Source organism: Rosenbergiella nectarea (assembly GCF_900111105.1).
In the GTDB taxonomy this organism is placed as follows: domain Bacteria; phylum Pseudomonadota; class Gammaproteobacteria; order Enterobacterales; family Enterobacteriaceae; genus Rosenbergiella; species Rosenbergiella nectarea.
This window is the reverse complement of record NZ_FOGC01000004.1, coordinates 215,551-238,765: the sequence shown is the minus strand read 5'-3', so window position 1 is coordinate 238,765 and position 23,215 is coordinate 215,551. Positions and strand designations below refer to the sequence as shown.

At 47.7% G+C, this 23,215-nt stretch carries 15 protein-coding genes and 5 tRNA genes; 9 read left to right on the top strand and 11 right to left on the bottom strand.

The genetic code is table 11. From position 1 onward, the window contains the following. The coding region (locus BMX14_RS07150; protein ID WP_177173103.1) for an Ig-like domain-containing protein at positions 1-6,981 on the bottom strand (6,981 nt) is incomplete at its 3' end. Positions 6,982-7,087: 106 nt separating this feature from the next. Beyond that, positions 7,088-8,380 carry a TolC family outer membrane protein gene (locus tag BMX14_RS07145; protein ID WP_268993424.1) on the bottom strand — a complete coding sequence of 431 codons (1,293 nt, stop codon included), beginning with the start codon at positions 8,378-8,380 and terminating at the stop codon, positions 7,088-7,090. A gap of 954 nt (positions 8,381-9,334) precedes the next feature. Here BMX14_RS07145 and BMX14_RS07140 point away from each other — a divergent pair. Further along, positions 9,335-10,564: a mechanosensitive ion channel family protein gene (locus BMX14_RS07140; RefSeq protein WP_092674768.1), complete on the top strand. Its 1,230-nt coding sequence runs from the start codon at positions 9,335-9,337 to the stop codon at positions 10,562-10,564. 228 nt (positions 10,565-10,792) lie between these two features. Continuing rightward, on the top strand, positions 10,793-11,098 hold the full coding sequence (locus BMX14_RS07135; RefSeq protein WP_092674766.1) for a hypothetical protein: 306 nt from the start codon (positions 10,793-10,795) through the stop codon (positions 11,096-11,098). Positions 11,099-11,311: 213 nt separating this feature from the next. On the opposite strand, the gene BMX14_RS07130 is transcribed toward BMX14_RS07135, so the two are convergent. The 5 genes from BMX14_RS07130 to uvrC all read right to left on the bottom strand — a co-directional run bounded on the left by BMX14_RS07130 (position 11,312) and on the right by uvrC (position 14,355). After that, a tRNA-Leu gene (locus BMX14_RS07130) sits at positions 11,312-11,398 on the bottom strand. Positions 11,399-11,530: 132 nt separating this feature from the next. Then, positions 11,531-11,617 (bottom strand) — tRNA-Leu (locus tag BMX14_RS07125). Positions 11,618-11,623: 6 nt separating this feature from the next. Continuing rightward, positions 11,624-11,697, bottom strand: a tRNA-Cys gene (locus BMX14_RS07120). 210 nt (positions 11,698-11,907) lie between these two features. Beyond that, positions 11,908-12,456, bottom strand: a complete 549-nt coding sequence (gene pgsA / locus BMX14_RS07115; RefSeq protein WP_092674764.1) for a CDP-diacylglycerol--glycerol-3-phosphate 3-phosphatidyltransferase — start codon at positions 12,454-12,456, stop codon at positions 11,908-11,910. Between the two features lie 66 nt (positions 12,457-12,522). Continuing rightward, positions 12,523-14,355 (bottom strand): excinuclease ABC subunit UvrC, encoded by a 1,833-nt coding sequence (gene uvrC / locus BMX14_RS07110; protein WP_092674762.1) that lies wholly within the window; start codon positions 14,353-14,355, stop codon positions 12,523-12,525. A gap of 172 nt (positions 14,356-14,527) precedes the next feature. On the opposite strand from uvrC, the gene BMX14_RS07105 reads away from it, so the two are divergent. Beyond that, positions 14,528-14,749, top strand: a complete 222-nt coding sequence (locus BMX14_RS07105) for a DUF2594 family protein (protein WP_092674760.1) — start codon at positions 14,528-14,530, stop codon at positions 14,747-14,749. A gap of 176 nt (positions 14,750-14,925) precedes the next feature. Continuing rightward, positions 14,926-16,320, top strand: a complete 1,395-nt coding sequence (gene cycA, locus BMX14_RS07100) for a D-serine/D-alanine/glycine transporter (protein ID WP_092674758.1) — start codon at positions 14,926-14,928, stop codon at positions 16,318-16,320. A 38-nt stretch (positions 16,321-16,358) separates the two neighbouring features. On the opposite strand, the gene BMX14_RS07095 is transcribed toward cycA, so the two are convergent. The 3 genes from BMX14_RS07095 to BMX14_RS07085 all read right to left on the bottom strand — a co-directional run bounded on the left by BMX14_RS07095 (position 16,359) and on the right by BMX14_RS07085 (position 17,639). Beyond that, positions 16,359-17,246: a DMT family transporter gene (locus BMX14_RS07095; RefSeq protein WP_408011864.1), complete on the bottom strand. Its 888-nt coding sequence runs from the start codon at positions 17,244-17,246 to the stop codon at positions 16,359-16,361. Positions 17,247-17,412: 166 nt separating this feature from the next. After that, positions 17,413-17,500 (bottom strand) — tRNA-Ser (locus BMX14_RS07090). Positions 17,501-17,551: 51 nt separating this feature from the next. Further along, a tRNA-Ser gene (locus BMX14_RS07085) sits at positions 17,552-17,639 on the bottom strand. A gap of 215 nt (positions 17,640-17,854) precedes the next feature. Between BMX14_RS07085 and yccA the strand changes: the two genes are divergently transcribed. The 4 genes from yccA (at position 17,855) to hspQ (ending at position 20,587) form a co-directional block, all read left to right on the top strand. Beyond that, positions 17,855-18,514, top strand: a complete 660-nt coding sequence (gene yccA / locus BMX14_RS07080) for an FtsH protease modulator YccA (protein WP_092674754.1) — start codon at positions 17,855-17,857, stop codon at positions 18,512-18,514. A 103-nt stretch (positions 18,515-18,617) separates the two neighbouring features. After that, positions 18,618-18,944, top strand: a complete 327-nt coding sequence (tusE, locus tag BMX14_RS07075) for a sulfurtransferase TusE (RefSeq protein WP_177173107.1) — start codon at positions 18,618-18,620, stop codon at positions 18,942-18,944. 77 nt (positions 18,945-19,021) lie between these two features. Next, positions 19,022-20,212 carry a 23S rRNA (cytosine(1962)-C(5))-methyltransferase RlmI gene (rlmI, locus tag BMX14_RS07070; RefSeq protein ID WP_092674750.1) on the top strand — a complete coding sequence of 397 codons (1,191 nt, stop codon included), beginning with the start codon at positions 19,022-19,024 and terminating at the stop codon, positions 20,210-20,212. Between the two features lie 57 nt (positions 20,213-20,269). Further along, entirely contained in the window at positions 20,270-20,587 is a 318-nt protein-coding gene (gene hspQ, locus BMX14_RS07065) for a heat shock protein HspQ (protein WP_092674748.1), read from the top strand. Between the two features lie 12 nt (positions 20,588-20,599). Here the strand turns inward: hspQ and helD are convergent, their stop codons facing one another. Continuing rightward, entirely contained in the window at positions 20,600-22,654 is a 2,055-nt protein-coding gene (helD, locus tag BMX14_RS07060; RefSeq protein WP_092674746.1) for a DNA helicase IV, read from the bottom strand. A 109-nt stretch (positions 22,655-22,763) separates the two neighbouring features. On the opposite strand from helD, the gene BMX14_RS07055 reads away from it, so the two are divergent. Then, positions 22,764-23,213, top strand: coding sequence for a YccF domain-containing protein (locus tag BMX14_RS07055; protein ID WP_092674743.1), 450 nt, complete (start codon positions 22,764-22,766; stop codon positions 23,211-23,213). Positions 23,214-23,215: the final 2 nt, after the last annotated feature.

The window sequence follows — 23,215 nt, the reverse complement described above, 5'->3', positions numbered from 1 at the left end:
CGGCACTGCCGCACGCCACGACCCATCGGCCAGCACGGTCGCGCTGTAGGTCTTACCGTTAATGGTCACGGTTAAGGCACTGTTGGCGGCGATCCCTTGGCTCGAGCCGGTAACAATCAGGTTTTGGTTATGCTCAATAGTGTTGACGATGTCATCACCCGCCACGGTATCGACCCGTAAGCCCGGCAAGTTAGCATCGATGCTGATCGCATGTTCGGTATGACCGGTATTACCGGTTTTATTGGTGACCGACGCATCAACCGTCAAGGCACCGTTGCCCATCGCGGTCAGATCGTCACTGGGTACCTTAACGCTCCACGTCAGATCCTTCGCCACCGTCGCGGTATAAGTCTTACCGCCGAGGGTCACGGTCACGGTATCGCCTGCGGCGGCACCACTGACTTTACCGCTCAGGGTTTGACCTGCTGCCAGCTCGCTGGCGTTGATCACATCATCGCCTGCCACGGTATTAATGGTGACAAGTGGCGTCTGAGTACCAACTGAGATGGTATGGGAAATATTACCGCTGTTCCCTGCATCATTTATCGCTGTAGCCGTTACCGAATAGTTGGCTTCACCCAGATTCGCCACATCGGCGGCCGGGATCACGGTGCTCCACTGTCCTTTATCATCGACGGTCGCCGTATAGTGCTGACCGTTAAGATTAACAGTGACTTTCGCGCCTGAGGTAAGCCCAGTCGCTTGACCGGTGATGGTGATATCTTTGCCTTTCTCCGTGCTATTGATGATGTCATCGCCCGCAATGGTGTTGATGCTCAGTACCGGTGCGGTTAACTCAACATGGATATCGTGCGTGATGCTTTGGCTATTACCCGCTTTATCAGTCACCGTCGCCGTCACCTGATAATCGCCTTCGCTCATAGCTGAGACATCTGTCGCTGGAATGCCGAGGCTCCATTGACCCTGTGCATCAACGACCACGTTGTAGGTTTTTCCGTTTAATGTCACCGCGACGGTATCCCCCGCTTCCGTACCACTTGCCTGACCTTGAATAATCAATGCTTGGCTATGCTCGGCAACATTGACGACATCATCGCCCGCCACCGTCGCAATAGTTGTCGTCGGGGCAGTGATATCGACAAGCAGATCGATCGCAGACGTTGAGCTGTTACCCGCTTTATCCTCTACGCTGGCCGAAACCTTATATTGCCCATCTTGTAATGCCGCAACGTCTTCTGGTGGAACGGTGACCGACCATGAACCATTCGCCTCAACGGTCGCACTGTACTGTTTGTTATTAAACGTCACATTGACCGTCTGACCCGCTTCTGCTGAGGTACTTCCCGTCAACGTCAGCGGCTGTTGCGCCTCTTGTGCATTCACAACGTTATTGGTGCTGATCGGGTCAAGCTGTAACATGGGTGCTAAGCTATCGACCATAAACTCATGGCTTGCCTGCGCACTGTTACCGCTAGTGTTATGCACGGAAACCTGAACCTGTGCACTGCCTTCTTTTAAATCAGCCAAGGCTGAAGAAGGCACATACAGCGTCCAATTTCCTTTTGCATCCACCACTACTGAATAGCTTTTTCCTGCAAAAGCGATCACTACGGTGTTACCCGGTTCAATATGGCTGGTGCTACCCGATAGCGTCAGATCTTGCCCTTTTTCTGCGGCATTAATGACGTTGTCGCTCGTCACAGAATTGATACTGATGGAAGGTAATCCCGTGTCGACAGTAATGTCGTGGCTTGCCTTGCCAACATTGCCAACACTGTCCGTTACCGTGACAGCGATATTGACGTTACCGTCCTGTAGACCGGAAATAACGGATGCAGGAACGCCTACACTCCATTTCCCAGCAGCATCTAAAACTGTGGTGTAGGTTTTCCCGCCAAGAGTCACTGTAACACTGTTGCCTGCAGCGCCACCCGTTGCACTACCGCTAATGATTTGCGCTTGGCTATGTTCATCGATATTAATGATGTCATCGCCCGCGATCTTATCAATGGTAATCACTGGCGCTTGAGCGTCGACTTGGAAGCTATGCTCAGCTTGCGTGCTGTTGCCTGCTTTATCCGCGACTGTCGCGCTGATCGAGGTTTGACCTTCACTTAAGGCTTGCAGATCGGTTGCGGGGATCTTGACCTGCCAATGCCCTTGCGCATCGACGGTAGTCTTATAGTCCTTACCGTTCAGGCTAACCGTCACTTCTTGGCCAGCTTGCGCCGTGCTGCTACCGCTGATCAACTGGTCACTGCTCGACTCTTGTGCATTGAGGACGTTATCTTGCGTCAGGTTATCAATCGTTAAACTCGGCGGCTGTGTATCTATTTGGATCTCACGACCCGCTTGCGCGCTGTTACCGGTAGGCGTAGTGACACTCACCTCGACATGACTTATTCCGTCATGGAGATTGGCCATATCCGCTGCGGGTACGGTCACCGCCCACTTACCATCACTCTCTACTGTCGTAGTGTACTGATGCCCCGCAACACTTACGGTGACTTGACTGCCTTCTGCGACATCATGAGTACTGCCACTTAGTGCGAGATCTTGACCTTTTTCGGCTGCATTGATGACATCGTCATTACTGACGGTGTTTATACTGATTGCCACGTCGGCAAGGTCAACGGTCACTGGATGTAGAATATTGACTGGGTTACCGGCACTGCTTTCGCCACTGACTGCGATTTGTAGACTACCTGCCTTCCACGTGCTGACATCGCTGCTCGGCACCGCCGCGCTCCAACTACCATCCGCCATCACGTTGGCACTGTACGTCTTGCCATCAATGGTTACGGTTAACGTACTGTTCTCCGCGATCCCTTGGCTAGAACCGGTGATGAGTAGATTCTGACCATGTTCAATCGTGTTGATAACATCATCACCCGCCACAGTATTGACCCGCAGCCCAGGTAAGTTGGCATCAATGCTTATCGCGTGTTGTACATTACCCTTGTTGCCATGTTGATTGGTGACTGAGGCGTCGACCGTTAATGGACCGTTACCCATCGCCGTCAGATCTTTACTGGAAACATTAATGCTCCAGGTTAGATCCTTAGCCACCGTTGCGGTGTAAGTGTTTCCGCCCAGATGCACGGTCACGGTATCGCCTGCTGCTGCCCCGCTGACTTTACCGCTGAGGGTTTGTCCGGTAGCTAACTCACTCGCGTTGATCACATCGTCGCCAGCGATAGTGTTGATACTGACCGTTGGGAGATGCGTATCGACCGTAATAGTTGTCGATGAACTTACGCTATTGCCTACATCATTCGTTGCACTTGCTGAAATCGAAAGTTGACCTTCCGGTAATGCGCTGACGTCTTGAGCGGATAAGGTTACCGACCAATTGCCCTGACTGTCTGTGATCGCAGTGTAAGACTTCCCTGCAATAACGACCGTTACACTCGTTCCTTCGGCTAAATCGCTGCTGCGTCCAGAGAGGGTTAAGGTGGCCAGATGCTCATCGGTATTCACCACATTATCGCCAGCAATAGTATTGAACGCTAACGCCGGATCTTGCGTATTAACTGTCACATCGTGAGTCGCCGTTCCCGTGTTGCCGGCATGGTCAGTGACAGTAACACTGATTTGAGTTTTACCTTCTTGTAGCGCGGCGACGGCTGAACTTGGGATGCCTGCGCTCCATTGTCCTTGTGCATCCAGTACTGCAGTATAGCTTTGGCCATTCAAGGTAATAGTTACTGTATCGCCCGCGGCGCCACCGGTCGCAGAACCGCTAATAATCTGTGCGTGTTGATGCTCTGCCGCATTGATGACATCGTCCCCCGCCACGGTATTAATCGTGACAACCGGCACGACAGTGTCCACGGTGAAGTCATGAGAGAAACTCGATGAATTTCCTGAGATGTCCGATACCGTTGCGGTGACCGCATTATTCCCTTGCGGTAACGCGACCAGATCGTCAGATGGCACAGTGACCTGCCAGTGACCTTGTTTATCAACCGTTGCTGAATACGCTTTGCCGTCAAGCGTGACGGTCACTTTCTGACCCGCTTCGGCAGTTGACGATCCACTGATGACTAAAGGTTGCTGTGCTTCGCTCGCATTGAGCTGGTTATCCGCTGTAACTGTGTCAATAGCGATAGAGGGAGGCTGGGTATCTACCGTGATAATGCGAGAGCTTTCTGTACTATTCCCACTGACATCTGCAACGGTCGCTGAAATCTCAGTACGACCATCAGTTAAGCCACTCATTGCTGAGGCAGGCACGGTAACATGCCAGGTACCATCTTTTTCAACGCTGGCGGTGAATAGCTGTCCAGCAAACTTGATAATGACGCTCTGTCCGGCTTCAACGTGTTGCGTTTTACCCGACAGGACTAACGCTTGTTGTTGCTCGGCAGCATTAATCATATCGTCACTCGACACCGTATCGATAGTGAGGGCAACGTGATCGTTATTAACCGTAATAGGGTGGGTAATTGCCGCATGATTACCGTACGCGTCGCTAGCGGTTGCGGTAATAGATAATGCGCCCGCTGGCCAGTGAGTCATATCTGCCGCTGGGATGCCGATTTGCCAATGACCTTGGTCGTCGACGACCGCACTGTAAACGACTTGATTAACTGTTACGCTAATAATTGTGCCTGCATCCAGATGTTCACTGTTTCCGGTTACAGTGAGATCTTGCTGCTGTTCAAGTGCATTGATGACGTCATCGCCAGAGACCGTATCAATACGCAGTCCTGGAAGTTGAGCATTGATATCGATACCCAGCGAGCTATCACCTGTATTACCGTGAGTATTGGTGACCGACACATCGATAGCGATTTTACCATCGCCCAGTGCAGCCATATCGGCCGCAGGGAGAGTGGTATGCCAGGTTAAATCTTTTTCAACTGTGGTGGTATACGTCTTCCCACCAAGGGTGACGGTAATGTTATCCCCTGCCGCGGCACCGACGACCCGACCACTGAGCGACTGATCAACGGCAATTTCGTCGTGATTGACGAGGTTATCGGTCGCGAAGGCATCAATGGATACTTGTGGCAGATGGGTATCGACCAATACGCTGGCTTGTGCGCTGCCTAGGTTACCCGCACTGTCAGACCCTGTTACGGTGACGGTATACAAGGTGTTATCGAGATGCATCACATCCGTTGCTGGCACGGTGATTTTCCAAACACCTTGCGTGACGGTGGCCTGATAGTCGATATGATTGAGACTGATGGTGACCACTGACCCATCGGCTAAATTACTCTTACCACTCAGGGCTAACGGCTGAAGTGCCTCATTGGCATTGATGACGTTATCTTGACTAATTGCTTCAATCGATAAGGTCGGAGCAGCCCCACTCAGCGTGAAATCATGCGTGGCACTTCCGGTGTTGCCTGCCGCATCGGTGATGGAGACGGTGGCGGATTGTTGACCTTGCGCGAGCGAAGCGAAAATCGCTGCAGGCACACCCACACTCCAGGTGCCATCTGCTGCCACAACGCCTTGAAGGTCGGTACCTCCAATGCTCACCTTGACGATATCGCCTGCCGCGGCGCCCGCGACTTTACCAGTAAGCAGTTGTGCGACCTGTTGTTCGTCGCTATTGACGACATCATCCCCAGCAAAAGCATCGATAGTAATAATCGGCGCGGTCGTATCAACAACAAAATGACTACTTGCTGTCGCGGTATTACCCGCTTGGTCCGTAATTGAAGCGGTATAGCTATAATCGCCATCAGTCAGACTCTTAACCGTTTCGGCAGGTACAGTAACTTGCCATTTGCCTTGATCGTCGACCGTAGCCTGATAGGTTTGCGCCCCAAAGGTTACTGTAACACTCGTACCGCTGGCAGCGTTCGAGGCCCCTGATAGAATCAGCGCCGCTTGGTGTTCGGTGGCGTTAACGACTTGATCGCCTGCTACGGTATCCAGTGTTAAGGTCGGTGCTTGGGTATCAACGGTAATTTGTTGCGTCTGAGTAATATGGTTACCGGTGCTATCCGTCGCGGTGACGGTAACGGTCCAACTACCCTCTGCAAGGGCTTTAGCGTCCTCGCCTGGCATTACCACGCTCCACTGACCTGATGGGTCAACGCTTGCCGTGTAATTTTTGCCGTTAATCGATACCGTAACCTGTGTCCCTTCAGGCAGCTGCTGGCTTAATCCCGAGATCGTCACATCGGCTTGATGCTCATCGGCATTAAGTTGGTTATCGCCTGCAATGGTATTAATCACTAGTTGGGCTTTGGCGGTCGCGATGGTGACATCGATGGACCCTGCAGAGGTGGTATTGGTTCCGTCAATTTGTGTGACTGACCAGCTATGCGCACCATCGGTTTGTGTCGGTAAATTGACGGTCCAAGACCCTTTACTGTCGACCATAGTGCTAGCGATAGTATTGCCGTCACCATCTTTAATTTGAATGGTCGCGCCCGGCTCGCCAGTGCCGCTAAAGGTAGGCGTGTTATCATCGATCGTGGTATTGGTGGCCACTAACCCTTGTTTGTCGCCTTGATTGTCGGTGACGTTAAACGTCGGCGTCGCCTTTTCTACTGGCTGGGTATTATCAATGACTTTAGTCTTAGAGTGTCCCCCCCCGCTAGACAGTAAGGCTCCCAATGCCCCACCACCCACTGCTGCACCCGCAATCCATCCCCACGGTAGATCACTTAATACGCCTTCCTGCGCCAATAAAGGCTCAATGCTGTCAATCGGAGTGCTATGGGCAACCAAAGGCGTTGCACTGAGTTCCGTACCTTCGGCGACATCATCAAAACTAATATGGGTAAGTTGGTTATTGTCGTTAAAGACGAGCTCCGAGTGAGCGGGCGATTGCGCATCCTCCACGAAGTAGCCGTTACAACGGATAACGCTACCATCTTTCATATAAATCAGGAGATCTTTACCCTGACGAATATATTTCACTACATCCTGTGCTTGCCCGTGAATTTCTACAACGCTTGGTGCCGTCAGGGTTAAGGCCATATTACCTTGTGCGTGTAAAACGGATTTTTCTGCCGTTTTCCTCGCGATAACATCGATATCAAATGTTTTCACATTATTCTCCTGGTATAAAAAAACTATGGAGCATCCCTGAGCAATAAATTTTTATTACTCTAAAACCCCATAGCAATGGGTAAATTGCTGTTATGTTTGAATTTAATTAATTTAAATCGGGTAATGTCGCTCGTGTGTTTTTTTCAATACCTAATAACGGTAATAAATTATCAAGTGATGTTGCATAATTAATGGCTGCGGTCCAGGCATCATATTGGGAATTAATCTGTGAAGAGATGGCTTGCCACACATCTTGCTCAACACTTAACAGATCGTTAATACTTCTTTTATTCAATGTGTATTCATTTTTATAAACTTCACGAGTTTGATCGGCATTCAGGACTTGTTGTTTATTCACATCGATTCGGGCTTGTGCGCCTAGCCAATCCGCCAAGGCCACGGAGGCTTTTTGCAATACATCAAAACGCGCCTGGTCAACTTGCGTCGCAGCCACTTCTTTCGCTCCCTGCGCTTGCCTAACTTGTGCCGAAACGGCCCCGCCTTGATAAATGGGCGCATCGACATTGAGCTGGATTTGGTTATCCCAATAAGAGCGATTACTCGATTGATATCGTGTGCGGCCGCCGCGAACACTAATGGTTGGCCAATATTGCGCACGGACTTTTTGAATACCGTATTGGGCTGAAGATTCCATCTCTTTCGCGGCCAGCACAGAGGGTATTAACGAATAATCTATATCGTTAAGCGAAGTATCTTTAATTGCGATGGCAGTAGGTATTGGCGCATAATCTGAGGCGTTCATGCCAGTCAGGACGGCTAACTTTGCCCGCGCACTCATCAAGGTGGCTTGATATTGTTGAAGGGTAGCTTGCATGCCTGCGACCCGGGTCCGTGTCTGGAGTTCGTCAGACGTCGAACTTAAACCAGCCTGCGCCCGGAGCTGTGCCATACGAGAAACACTTTGTAGCGCCACAATATTTTGCTGAGCCGCTTGCACTAGGGCGGTATAGCGTTGCACCTCAACATAATCCAAGGCAGTTTTTTCAGCCACTGAAGAGAGCGTGGCCATCAGCTGATAACGATAGCTATTACGTTGAGCCTCGCTTTGATCAATCGCATTATTCGTTTTTCCAAAGTCATAGACGAGTTGAGTGAGACTCATCCCCCACGTTGTAGAGTTGCTTAAAGAGCCACTGGAGTCTGTTGTCTGGCTATGGCCAGCGCTACCACTTAAGGATAATTGTGGCATCCATGCACTGCGTGCTTGATCAATTTGCGCTTGGCCTATACCCACTTGAGCGGCTTGTTGCCCTACCGAAGGATCTCGCTGAAAAGCGAACATTATGGCGTCTTTTAATGTCGTGGTCGTCAACGGCGCAGCCCAACCCAGAGGTTCCTGAGCAGCGCAACTGATTGATTGGCCAACAGACAACATCATTATCGCCATTAAGCCTATTTTTACTTTCTTCATTATTTAACCTCAGAGTGATGCGGTCTGGTTAATTTCAATAGGCCAATGACTTACATAAGAATTCTTTACTCCCTTTTTACAAAGGGGTGTATAGATGAACTATTTATTGCCTTAACGAAAATGGACACCGCTTTTTCAGCGCTTATTGTTGCAATAAAGTAAAAAATTAAATGCCATACTCTTTATAATAAAGAACTATTGCGATTACTTATTCAATCATCTAGCGCAGTGTTGCCTACTAACCTCAGAAAGAGGATGTGTATTTAGAAATAATCTTATCAAAAAACGAAATAATCAGCCAGAGTGCACAATCAGCAATAATCACTGTGTAAATATTAAAATAATTAATATAATAAACTGACCTACATCAATGAAAATCACTTTCACTAATGATTATTAAGGGTTTTTATTTTTTTTAGATAGGGGATAATGAATCAAATAATAAAATTTAGTGGGTTTTTAACTCTCCTTATCAGCTATTTTTTACAAAAAGTGGAAGATTACAAACAAATCTATTCGCACGAATAATCAAAGATAACATCCAGAAAGTTGAGTTCAGAAAATTAATATGATAAATATCAATAAACCAGCATTTTGATTAATGCTAAAAAAACATGATCTATATCAAGATTAATAGCTTAACCGCTATTTTTTTCTCTTCATTAATCCGAAAGATAGGCAACGTTGAAGAGGGGTTTACTGTTACCCTCCTAAAAGGAGCGTAATAATTTTGCATAATCACCGTTTCAGTCGTGATTTTTATTCATGGTTACGTTCTGATTAGTGCTTCGCTTGGAGCGATTGCCGATAAAATCTATCTTTTTTCTCTGTATTGATGACAAAACCATTTTTAGACTAGAAAAAAAATAAAAAAAAATTAATGATCATCAGCCTTAACGTCGACAACTACTGAGTGCTTTCATGCAAGACCTTTTGACTCTGTGGCACTGGGTGCTCAACAACCCAGTGACTTACTCCCTACTCGCCGTAACGTTGATGCTGTTCGCAGGGTTTATCTCCTCTGTGATCTGTAAATTCTTCTTACTGAGCATTGTGCGAAAATTTATTCTGCATACCAACAGTCAGCGTGATACTCAGAAAAAAGACTTACGGATCACTCGTAGGCTAGCCAATATCATTCCGGTCGTAACAGTCTACTTCCTCTCCCAACTCATTCCTGGGCTGTCAGAAGGATTGGTTGAGGCGATCAGGACGATTTGTGGGGTGCTCTTCATCGTGAATATCACGATGCTGATCAACGAATTATTGGATACCACCAAAGACGTTTATGCTCGTAAGCATGGTTCCAAAGCCGGGTCGATTAAAGGCTACGTACAGATTGGTAAGATAGTCGTCTCGTCTATTGCCACCATTTTAGTGATCGCGACCTTGTCCAATAAATCGCCTGGCATCGTTATTTCCAGTTTAGGTGCCATTGCCGCAGTGTTAATGCTGGTATTTCAACATACGCTTATCTCACTGGTCGCCAATATTCAGGTCTCATCTTCCCATGTGATCCAATTGGGTGACTGGATTGAGATGCCAGTTGCCAATATCAGCGGTGAGGTGACCGATATTGCCTTGCACACGATCACCATTCGTAACTGGGACAATACACTCTCTCAGGTTCCCACTAAAAACTTTATCACCGAGACCTACACTAACTGGCAACCGATGTTCGCTTCCGGGGGAAGACGCATCAAGCGTAGCTTCTTTATCGATCAATCGAGTATAGCGTTTGCGACCCCTGCACTGGCCGAGAGTCTTGATGACCAGCGTTCAATTATCGGCGATAAGATAGCTGACTATATCCGTCAAAATTTAGCCCTGTCCGTCAATCATGGGATCACCAATTTAGGCCTATATCGCGGCTATATCTTGAGTTATTTGCGGCAGCGAGAAGATATCTGTAATGATATGTATGTAGTCGTTCGCCAACTAAGCCCTACCGCTGAGGGACTCCCTATTGAAATCTATTGTTTTACTTCCAATGTTTTTTGGAATGAGTATGAAGAGACGCAATCCCAAATATTCGAATTTATGTATGCCACAGCGGGATTTTTCCAACTCGGTATTTTCCAACGCCCTTCCGGTAGAGATATAAAAGGACATTTACCCATGGAGCTTCCTAAGCTCGTGAGTGACGAATAAGGTGCTAATCGGAGGCTAATGGACACTTCCCTTAGCCCTCTAATCCAGTCCACTAGCAGCTGCTCGCCGACGTTTTGCTGCGTTATTGCAACCCTGCCTTCTGCCTTTTCTAGGCCTTGAATCAATGAATAGGAAAATTCAATACTAATCTGCGTACTACGCCTTATACTTATTCTCGACTTCTTCAAATATAGATTCGGTTAATTAATGCTAAGTAAGGGATTATCGATGTCTTTAAAAAAATTTGTTTCGACGTGCATAGGGATTGTTGTGGGAGGAATTGCTGGCTGGCTGATTAACTCCGCGACGGTTGGTAAATATAACGTGATCAATGCGACCTGCAGTGTGATAAATGCGGCCGTTGATAATAAATTACTGGCGCAGGATCAGGTTCGTTCTCTGGGCCAAGCGTCGCAGAAGCATTTATTGAATACCGCAGCGGGTGATGCGTTCCAATTGGATGAACAGCAAATTCAAGCGGCATCAACACACTCAAATTGCTCACAATTTATGGTGGGGATGAGTAGCCACTAATCCGCTAACCTGATCACTAAGGAGGTGAGCGTCTCGCCTCCTTCCATTGATATCTCAGCCACAAATGAGGGTTGAGCCGTAACAGCGAAAAGGAAATGCGGGATGATTGAGGGGGGATAGAAGAAAAGGTATTTGAACGCAAGAAAAGAAAAACCGCCTTTCGGCGGTTAAGCAAATTTGCACAGAGTGCTCATTTTTATACATTAGAACCGGTGGTGCCCAGAGCGGGACTTGAACCCGCACAGCCTTACAGCCGAGGGATTTTAAATCCCTTGTGTCTACCGATTTCACCACCTGGGCAAATTCTATTTATCATCATCAAAGCAGGATAATGATTTTACAACTGAGTTACCCAAACAGGGTTAACCTTAAAACTGACATCCGCTTAAGCGGTAATTCGACATTGCACACAGTGCTTATTATTAATATCGATGGTGCCCAGAGCGGGACTTGAACCCGCACAGCCTTACAGCCGAGGGATTTTAAATCCCTTGTGTCTACCGATTTCACCACCTGGGCAGAATTTGGAGGCGCGTCCCGGAGTCGAACCGAGGTACACGGATTTGCAATCCGCTGCATAGCCACTCTGCCAACGCGCCGTAATTCTTATACTTGCCTTAACAAGTAAATTACTTTTTATCGAACTAACTTCTTATTTTTCAAAGTGTTAATTCATATCCCTGTTCGGAATGGTGGCTATTATGGACTGTCTTCTTAGGGTTGGCAATAGCCACAACCACTTTTTTTGGTATTTCAGTCTCGACCGACTGAAAAAACATCATAATGACGTATTGATAAACAAAAACTGCTTAAGAATTCATTAGATCGTTACTCGATGCTTTTAAATATTGAAACATCGACCAAAACGTTAAGATGGCGGCCACATAGAGCGCGATAATACCGACAATCGTTAAGGCTTCACTCGGCCGCCAAAGCAATGCCAGCAACGCAAACATTTGTGCGCTGGTCTTGAATTTACCAATCCATGACACTGCCACGCTGCTACGTTTACCGATTTCAGCCATCCATTCACGCAGTGCTGAGATGATAATTTCACGGGCAATCATGGTTGCCGCGGGTAAAGTAATCCACCAGCTATGAAAATGCTCAGTCACTAACACTAGAGCTATCGCCACTAATACCTTATCGGCAACCGGATCTAAGAAGGCCCCGAAAGCGGTAGTTTGTTTTAAGCGGCGAGCTAGAAAACCGTCAAACCAGTCCGTTACTGCAGCAATGACAAAGAGAAGCGCCGTCACCGTCGGCCCCCAGCTAAAAGGCAGATAAAAAGCAAGGACAAAGAATGGGATCAAGATCACGCGAAAAAACGTGAGATACGTCGGTATTGTAAATTGCATATGCAACAAAGGCCTAGCAGTGAGAGCGAAGCCTTATGTTCCTACATTGTGCACCCTGTTTCAATGCTAGTGTTTCAGTGAATAGAATATTTTTTCTGCCAGACTCGGTGAAATACCCGGAACACTGGCAATTTCTTCTATAGAGGCATTTTTGAGCGGCTGCAATCCCCCCATATATTTCAATAGCTGCTGGCGACGTTTCGGCCCAATACCTTCAATATCTTCCAACGAACTGGTCGATTTAACTTTAGCGCGTTTTTTACGGTGGCCCGCAATTGCATGGTTATGCGACTCATCTCGAATATGTTGGATAAGGTGTAGCGCTGGATCGTCCGCGGGTAATGACATCCCCTCTCCGACCGGTAATTTAAACAGTGTTTCAAGGCCCGCTTTACGATCACTGCCTTTCGCTACCCCGAGTAAGAGAGGTTTGGTCTTATCCCAAGGTACATCGAGTTCAGCGAAAACGTCGATCGCCTGAGATAACTGCCCTTTTCCCCCGTCGATTATGATCAGGTCGGGGATCTTTTCTGGCTCCAAGGGCTTACCGTAACGGCGGCGTAATACTTGACGCATCGCGGCATAGTCGTCACCCGGAGTAATCCCTTCGATATTATATCGTCTGTATTCCGCACGAACCGGCCCCGTCGGGTCGAAGACCACACAGGAAGCAATGGTCTGCTCGCCCATGGTGTGACTAATATCGAAACACTCCATCCGCTGTAGCTTGGGCAACTGCAGATACTCCGTCAGCGCCTTGAAACGTTGGGATAAGGTTGAGTATTGCGAGCGTTTTGCAACCAATGCCGAGGTGGCGTTGGTCCGCGCAAGTTTCAGATAGCGAGCCCTATCACCACGTGGTTGGGTCTGCAATTGGATTTTACGACCCGCTAATTCCGTTAATGATTCGCTAAGCACCTCTTTTTCAGGCAACGGGAAATCGACCAGAATTTGAGTCGGTAAAGAGCGAGACTCACTCCCCTGCAGGTAAAATTGGCCGACGAAGGTTTGCACTACCTCAGTTAACTCTGTATCGGCGGGTACCTTCGGAAAATAGCTTCGGCTACCTAAGACTTTACCTTGACGAATAAACAGCACATGGACACAGGCTAATCCAGCATCGTAGGCCACACTGATCGCATCAAGGTCATCGCCTTGATTGGAGACAAACTGCTTCTCGGTCACGCGGCGTACCGCTTGAATTTGATCCCGTAATCTTCCTGCCTCTTCAAACTTCAAGTCCTGACTCGCTTGTTCCATTCTTGAAACCAACTGACGCAGGACTTGATCATCCTTCCCAGAGAGGAACAGGCGCACATAATCCGTCTGCAGCTTGTACTCTTCTTCGCTGACCAAGCCTTCCACACAAGGCCCTAAACAGCGCCCAATTTGATACTGTAAACAGGGACGCGTACGGTTACGGTACACACTGTTTTCACACTGGCGTATAGGGAAGATTTTCTGCAATAAAATTAAGGTTTCTTTCACCGCATACCCATTAGGGAAAGGACCGTAATAATCCCCTTTCGCCTGTTTCGCGCCACGATGCATCGCCAAACGAGGATGTTTGTCACCACTTAGAAAGATGAAGGGATAAGATTTATCGTCTCGTAACAAAACATTGTAGCGAGGTTGGTAGAGCTTGATGTAGTTATGCTCAAGCAACAGAGCTTCGGTTTCGGTATGGGTAACGGTGACATCAATCTGAGCAATGTTCGCCACTAAAGCTTCTGTCTTTCGACTGCCAACATTTTGACGAAAGTAGCTACTCAGCCGTTTTCTGAGGTCTTTCGCTTTACCGACGTAAATCACCTGTTCTTTGGCATCATACATACGGTATACACCAGGTTGGTGCGTTACATGTTTTAAAAATTCTTTTGCATCAAATCGTTCAGTCACACTGCCGTCCTAAGTCTACTCGTTATCTAATAGGGCTTATGTTGCCTCAGCTTGCAGCACTCCTGCTTAGTATGGCGCAGATAACCACACTCAGCTAGGGTCGCTGCTATATAGAAATAAAGTTATTGTGGTACACTCAGCCCAATTTATTTCATCTATTGGAGAAAACATAATGAGCCAAGCAATCACTACTGCTCAAGATGTTGAAAGTTTGTCGAAAGAAGTCAACTGTATGAAGATGTTATTGGCTTGTATGCTGAAGTCCATGGGTCAGGTTGATGCAGGTAAAGCGATCCTTCGTATGGAGCGCCAACTCTCGACGTTGGAAGACGGCGAAGATAAGACTCAGTTCTCTGCAACGCTGCAACAAATTAAAGCCGCCTATCTTGCCTAACCTATAATGACCTCCTGTTTCAGGAGGTATTTTCATCTCTCTCCATTTATTTGGCCCGATATGACGCAAATCCCCCCGCCCCCTATTCTCAAAATGAAGCAGAGTATGTTACAAACCTTTAGTGCGTTCTAAAAATAACAACAACGATTGACCATCATCATCACAGGAAATTTTTCATGACGAATCTCACCGATCCCCAGCACCCTGATAAGGGTGAAGGTTCACTTAAGCGCAGTTTGCATAACCGGCATATTCAATTAATTGCCATTGGCGGAGCGATTGGCACCGGCTTGTTTATGGGCTCTGGCAAAACGATTAGTCTTGCGGGTCCGTCGATCATATTTGTTTATATGCTTATCGGCTTTATGCTCTTTTTTGTGATGCGTGCAATGGGCGAATTATTACTCGCTAACTTGGAATATAAATCGTTTAGCGATTTCGCTGCAGATTTACTGGGTCCTTGGGCCGGCTACTTTACTGGATGGACTTACTGGTTCTGTTGGGTAGTTACCGGAGTGGCCGATATTGTGGCCATCAGTGCCTACTTCCAATTTTGGTTCCCAGAGTTCTCGGTGTGGTTAAGTGCTATTCTCTGCGTTGCAACCTTCTTAATACTTAACATTGCTACCGTAAAATTGTTCGGCGAGATGGAGTTCTGGTTCGCGATCATTAAAATCATCGCCATTATCAGTCTGATTGTCGTCGGTATTGTGCTGGTCGCGTCACATTATGCGCTACCTAACGGCACTTATGCTTCTCTCAATAATATCTGGTCACACGGCGGTATGTTTCCTAAAGGCCTCTCTGGCTTCTTCGCCGGTTTCCAAATTGCGGTCTTCGCGTTTGTGGGTATCGAGCTGGTAGGAACAGCCGCAGCTGAAACGCATAACCCTGCAAAAGTCTTACCTAAGGCCATCAACTCTATCCCGCTGCGCATCATTATGTTTTACGTCTTAGCGCTCTGTGTCATCATGGCCGTAACCCCATGGAATGAGATTGACCCCGCACGCAGTCCATTTGTCGCAATGTTCGTGTTAATTGGTTTACCCGCCGCCGCAGGGATTGTTAACTTTGTGGTACTCACCTCGGCAGCATCCTCCGCCAACAGTGGTATTTTTTCAACCAGTCGTATGCTATTCGGCTTGTCAGAACAGGGCGTGGCATCAACGATGTTTGGGAAATTATCTAAACGGTCGGTTCCCGTGAATGGATTACTGTTTTCATGCTTATGTCTATTTTTGGGCGTAGCGTTAATCTATTTAATCCCGAACGTGATGACTGTTTTCACGTTAGTCACGACTGTTTCCGCAATTCTGTTTATGTTCGTCTGGTCAATTATTCTCTGCTCTTATCTTGCCTACCGCAAAAAGTTTCCAGAGAAGCATCAGCGCTCATCGTTCAAGATGCCGGGTGGTGTTGTGATGTGCTGGGTGGTGCTGGCGTTCTTCGCTTTCATCATCGTGTTGTTAACCTTACAGCCGGATACACGCCAAGCGCTGAGCGTTACACCAGTGTGGTTTATTCTTCTCGCCATGGGGTGGTTTTTTAAGCGTAAATCGATTCAGTCGTAGTGAATAATATGACGGGCTTTACTGCCCGTCTTATTTCATCAAGGTTGTTTAGCTCGGCGTTTAATTTTTAATTCGCTGACCAATACCCCAGCCACAATTAATACCCCGCCCAGTAACGCTAAGCTCGGTAAAACCTCCCCAGCGATACGTCCGACAATTCCGGCCCAAACGGGTTCACCGGCATAAATCACCGTCGCACGTGTCGGCGAAATACTCTGTTGTGCCCAGTTCATGGTCAATTGGATAATGGCACTCATCAAGCCTAACCCCGCCGCACTAAGGATTACCGTTGGCGGAAAATGACCGACCGTTTCTCCGGCGGGTACCATAAATAAAAACGAGAACAACGAGGCGGCGGCTAACTGGATGATAGTGACCCGTTTGGTATCCACCTGCCCTGCATAGCCACTGATCAGAATAATTTCTCCCGCAATCGCTAAGGTACTGATTAACGTCACATACTCACCGATGCCCAACCCCTGAGTACTCTCCCCCGCATTACCAGACAACAGCAAAAGTCCTACGAAGGCTAGGATAATGCCACACCAAGACATAAGGCCTGGGGGCCGCTTAAGGAAAACCCATTGTAGTAAGGGAACTAAGGGGACATACATCGCCGTCATAAAGGCTGATTGACTGCTGGAGATGGTCTGCATTCCCCAGGTTTGGAAGCTGTAACCTATCGCGATACATAATCCGATTAATGTCCCGGCTTGCAAGTCTTTCGTTGTGACGCCCGCCAGGCTTCGCCAAAATACCGCCGCTAACAACAGCGCCGCGACAGCAAAACGGACCCCGACAAAAAAGAATGGGCTAGCAGTTTGCATAGCATGATGAACAATTAAAAATGTCGCTCCCCATAACAGGGTAATAAGGATCAGCGTGGCTTCTTGCCGAGAGACCTTCAACGCAACAGGCGATTTCACAGACACTCCTTTTCGCACAGTAAAGATGAAATTTAATAAACTCTATTTGAAGAATAGTCTGACGGTGTAAATCACTATCAGTCATTAGCGGGCGGATCGAGGTAGAGAAGAATATAGGCTACAGCAGAAATGCAAAAAACCAGCCGTAGGCTGGTTTCTTAAAGAGTGGCGGAGGAGGAGAGATTCGAACTCTCGGATGGTTGCCCATCGGCGGTTTTCAAGACCGCTGCCTTCAGCCGCTCGGCCACCCCTCCGCAAATTTTTTTTACTACGACACAATACTATTATGCCCTTACCGAAGTAAGTGGCGGAGGAGGAGAGATTCGAACTCTCGGATGGTTGCCCATCGGCGGTTTTCAAGACCGCTGCCTTCAGCCGCTCGGCCACCCCTCCGCAATGAGGCGCACTATAAACACTCCCCAAAACATTGTAAATAGCGAAATGTATCATTCGCTGCAAAAACAAGCAAAAACAGACTTAATGATGATAAAACAGGCAGAAACACCCAGTGGTTCTACTACAACCGAGGTAAAGATGGGTAAAACACCTTCAATCCTTGCTAGGTAAGGATTAACTTGTGCGGGTAAAAAATAATAAAAGGACTCATCATGGAAAAAATTATTACTTCTCGCAGCGCAAGCCACGCTTCGGCTTCGCATCATGTTTTACGTAATACCTACTTCTTACTTGGTTTAACACTCGCTTTCTCTGCCATGACAGCGACTGCCAGTATTCTATTCAACTTACCGGCACCCGGCTTTATTTTAACGTTGGCCGGCTTTTACGGCTTGATGTTCCTTACACATCGTCTCGCCGACCGGCCAATAGGTCTCCTCGCAGCGTTCGCTTTCACCGGATTCCTGGGCTATTGTTTGGGACCTATTCTTAGTCGTTACTTAAGTGCGGGGATGGGTGAAACGATTGCTTTTGCCTTAGCGGGGACAGCTCTGGTCTTTTTCTGCTGTTCGGCTTATGTGCTGACGACTCGCCGTGATATGTCATTTTTAAACGGGATCTTGATGACCGGCTTCGTGGTACTGTTAGTCGCGGTCATCGCGAATCTTTTTCTACAACTACCTGCTCTACAAATGACGATTAGCGTACTGTTCATTCTGTTTTCTTCTGCCGCGATTCTGTGGGAGACCAGTAATATCGTGCAGGGTGGCGAAACAAATTATATTCGCGCCACCGTGAGCTTATATGTCTCGATTTATAATATCTTTTTAAGCTTACTCAACCTGTTAGGTTTTGCCTCACGCAACGACTAATCCCGACGGTGATAGATAAGAAATTAGCCTTTAGAAATAAAGGCTATTTTTTTGGGTAAAAACCTTGATACCATCCTGATCATGGTTTCATGAGATGTTAACGATGATTTTCGACAATAAAGAAATAGAGACAGATAACGAAGGTTACCTAAAAAAGAGCAGTGACTGGAGCGAAGCCTTGGCCGAAGCGATCGCCGAGCAAGAGCAGATCGGGCTTACTCCAGAACATTGGCAAGTTATCCTTTTCGTCAGAGATTTCTACACCGAATTCAATACCTCACCGGCAATTCGGATGCTGGTGAAAGCGATGGCGAAGAAGTTTGGCGAAGAGAAAGGTAACAGTCGTTATTTGTTCCGCCTTTTTCCCGATGGCCCTGCCAAACAAGCGACAAAAATCGCGGGATTGCCTAAGCCTGCCAAGTGCTTATAACGCACGGCCTCTGCCGGGATCAGTAAACGTGCTTATCGATCGCACACCCTTATATTACTTTTAACGTAAAGACTATTATGACTGCACGAATTATCCTTGCAAAAGGACGCGAAAAATCACTGCTTCGCAAGCACCCTTGGATTTTCTCTGGGGCAATTAACAAAATGGAAGGTAAAGCCACCTCGGGTGAAACGGTTGATGTCTGTGATGCTCATGGCCGTTGGTTAGCGAAAGCCGCGTTCTCACCTTCCTCACAAATTCGTGCGCGGGTATGGAGCTTTGATCCAACGGAATCAATCGATATCGCTTTTTTCACCCGCAAGCTGGAACAAGCGCTGAAATTACGCACCTGGCTTGCGGCAAAAGATGATCTGGACAGCTATCGCTTGATTGCTGGAGAGTCCGATGGCTTGCCAGGGATCACCATCGATAGATTCGGTCAGTTTCTCGTTCTACAACTGCTGTCAGCGGGTGCTGAATACCAACGTCCGGCCTTAACGACTGCATTACAGCAGCTTTTCCCAGAGTGTCATTTATACGAACGTTCCGACGTTGCCGTAAGGAAGAAAGAAGGCCTGGAACAGGTTCAAGGGGTCATTTCGGGTGATACTCCTCCTGCCCTGTTGCCGATTACCGAGCATGGTATGAAACTGTTGGTGGATATCCAACGAGGCCATAAGACCGGTTACTACCTCGACCAACGTGACAGCCGCTTCGGTTTACGTCGTTATGCCAAAGATGCCGAGGTCTTAAACTGCTTCTCCTACACCGGAGGTTTTGCCGTCTCTGCCTTGATCGGCGGATGTAAGAAAGTCACCAGCGTCGATACGTCGCAAGAAGCACTCGATATTGCGCGTCAAAATATCACGCTCAATCAACTCGATTTATCGAAAGCGGAGTTCCTGCGTGATGATGTTTTTAAGTTATTACGCCGTTATCGCGATGAAGGCCAACACTTCGATGTGATTGTCATGGACCCCCCTAAATTCGTCGAAAATAAGAATCAACTGATGGGTGCTTGTCGAGGATATAAAGATATCAATATGCTTGCCATGCAGCTCTTGCGTCCAGGCGGTTTCTTATTAACCTTCTCATGCTCAGGGCTGATGACGACTGAACTCTTTCAAAAAATTGTTGCCGATGCCGCTGTCGATGCGGGTAAAACAGCGCAGTTTATTGAACAGTTCCGTCAAGCCGCTGATCACCCTGTAAGCAGTGCTTACCCCGAAGGGTTATATCTAAAAGGCTTTGTTTGCCAAGTCTACTGACTTGAAAAATGACTAACCGCCCCCAGATCTCCTATCAATACTGCGTTGGAGACTATTATGATCAAGTGTAAATTTGGAATTGGTCAACAAGTCCGTCATCAATTGACGGGCGCTTTGGGGGTGATTGTCGATATGGACCCCGCCTATGCATTGCAAACGCCGACACCGGCCAGTCTGATTATCCACGAAGGGCTATTAGTTCTTCCATGGTACTACGTGGTGATGGAAGATGAGGGCGGAGAGACGGTCCAGACTTATGTGGCCGAATCGCAACTGACGGGTGAAATCCTTAACGAGCATCTCGATAATCCAGAATTGGATGATATTGCCGAACGAGTCCGCTCTAAAATCACCTCTCCCCTGCTTCGTCATTAAGCCCCTAGGGGCTTAAGGTTTCTTCGCGACTGGCACACCAGATTGTTTTAGCTCGTCGACGAAGGGAGAAGCGTTCTTAGGATCAAACAGCAACCATAACCTCTGTTTTGCCCTGGTCATTGCGACGTAGGCGAGTCTGCGCTCTTCTGCATAAGGGTAAGATTCTTGTTCGACGAGTAATCCCCGCTCAATAATGGTCTCTTGTGACTCCGCTGGGAAGCCATCTTTTCCTGCATTCAGCCCACAAAGGATCACATAATCGGCTTCTCGCCCTTTACTGGCATGGATAGTCATAAAATCGATCGTCAGCGTTGGCCAACGGGTCGCGGCTTTATCGAGCACCTTCGGTCTGAGATAATGGTAACGCCCCAGCACCAAAATAGTCTCTTGCTGTGTCACGAAACCACTGAGCTTATCGAATAATGCCTCCAATTGGCTTTCGTACAACAGAGTGACCGACTTCTTGCTTCCCGGTCGGGTGCTGATAATGGTTTTACTGATCTGGGCTGGGTTCTGTTGAATAAATTGGGCCGCAATATCGTTTTGCCGCTGATCGAACCGGTACGTCGTATCCAATTGGCACACAGCCCCCTCACCAAAGGTGTGAGAAAATTTTGTGGTTAAATCAAGTTGTGCACCGGCGAAGCGATAGATGGCTTGCCAGTCGTCGCCCACCACGTATAAGTGGCTATGTTTATTTTGCTGACGGAGTAATGAGATCAATTTGGCTCGCTGCGGCGAAATATCCTGAAATTCGTCGATTAACAGATACTTCCAAGGACTGATAAAGCGCCCTTTTTCAATCAGACCGCAGGCTTGCTCAAGTAAACTCGCAAAATCCACCGCCCCTTCCGCTTTTAAAGCCGCTTTCCAAGCTTTGACGATCGGTGCCATCAACTTAATCCGTTTCGAGAATAGCAGTCTCTCGTCTTCCTTAGCCTGTTCGATCATTTGTGCTTGAGTACCGCCGTGCATTCTGACCAATCCCAGCCACTTATCGAGTATGAGAGGGATCTTTTTCTGAATATCTGGCTGCTGCCAATAAGCGGTTTCCGTTAAAGTCCAACCTAAATCCTCTTCGAGACACTGTCGCCATTGGTTAGCCGCGGCTTTTTTCTGGCTGCACTGCTCTACCCACTGATCGAGTAATAATTTATGTCGCTCAGCAGTATTATTTTCTAACTCGGTAATGATGGGCTGTTTATTAGTGGCTTGCTGGATTATTGCCAAGGCTAGTCCATGAAACGTTTTCGCCGTCACATTGGATGCGCCAGTACGTAACGTTATTCGCTGATTAAGTTCTTCAGCGGCTTTGCGACCAAACGCTAAGACAACAATCTGTTCTGCTTGCGCCTGTTTACGCATCATTAACCATGCCGTTTTCGCGACTAATACCGACGTTTTACCGCTCCCGGCACCCGCCAAAACTAACACTGATTTTTCGTCATTCATCACGGCTTGACGCTGAGAAGCATTTAATGGAGAGCTTTCTACCGTTGCAAAGAACTCAGCGTAGCGCGATTCAAGTTGGGTCATCCATTGACGATTACGCAATTGGCGCTGTGATTCGGGCGCGGTTAACCATGCATGACAAAATTGCCAACGCGCGTAACTTTCAGGAAATGCTTGGAGACGCTCACTGGGTAACGGCAGAGCGGTTAACGTTTCGTGGATATGGGTTTGCATCCCCTGCAACGCTTCTTGTGTAAGCCAACGGTCTTTTTGCACTGCATCGAGAATAAATTGTTGCAGGTCAGTGAGCACTTGATCACTGATTACGACCATCTGTTGTGTCCAAGATTGCCAGGATTTCATCAGATATTGCCAAAATCGCTGCGTTTCAGACCATTCAGTGCCGTGTAAACGCACAACTTTGTCATCCGCTAATTGGAACTCAAGTTCTCCCCATACCACACCGCGCTTACAGCGAACCCCGATCAATTGATTGAAAGGGATGATGTATTCATGATGATCACCAGAGACTTCAACACCTGCAGCAAGCATTCGCACCCGATGATAGGGATGCTGTGCGAGCTTCTTTCCGATTGACGTTGCTTTTAGTTCCATGCACCTGGCCATTGATTTACACTATCTCTGTTTTCGATTTTAACTGCCAATAGGCTGAGCCTCCAGATAAATCTACCTCGATATAATCTTAAAAAGGGATAATCATTGCATGCGAAGTGTGCTTAATCTTTTGAATTTTTTCCTCGGCGGTTTCATTACTAGCTTTTCATGGCTAGTAGTCACTTTACTGACTGTCGTCTGTATTTTTACGCTTCCCCTCACCCGTTCATGCTGGGAGATCACTAAACTATCTTTCGTACCCTTCGGTAACGAGGCTATCCATGTCGATCTACTCAGACCCGAAAATAAAAACACCCTGATGAATTCAGGTGGCACCATAGTAAATGTCGTGTGGCTGATCCTGTTCGGTTGGTGGCTCTGTCTTTCCCATATTTCGATCGGAATTGCGCAGTGCTTAACCCTTATTGGCATTCCGACAGGGATAGCGCACTTTAAAATTGCCGTGATCGCATTATGGCCTGTAGGGCGTCGAGTCGTCAGCGTCGAGGAAGCCCAGATAGCGCGCGAGAATGCTGCGCGTCTACAATACGGTAAGTAATC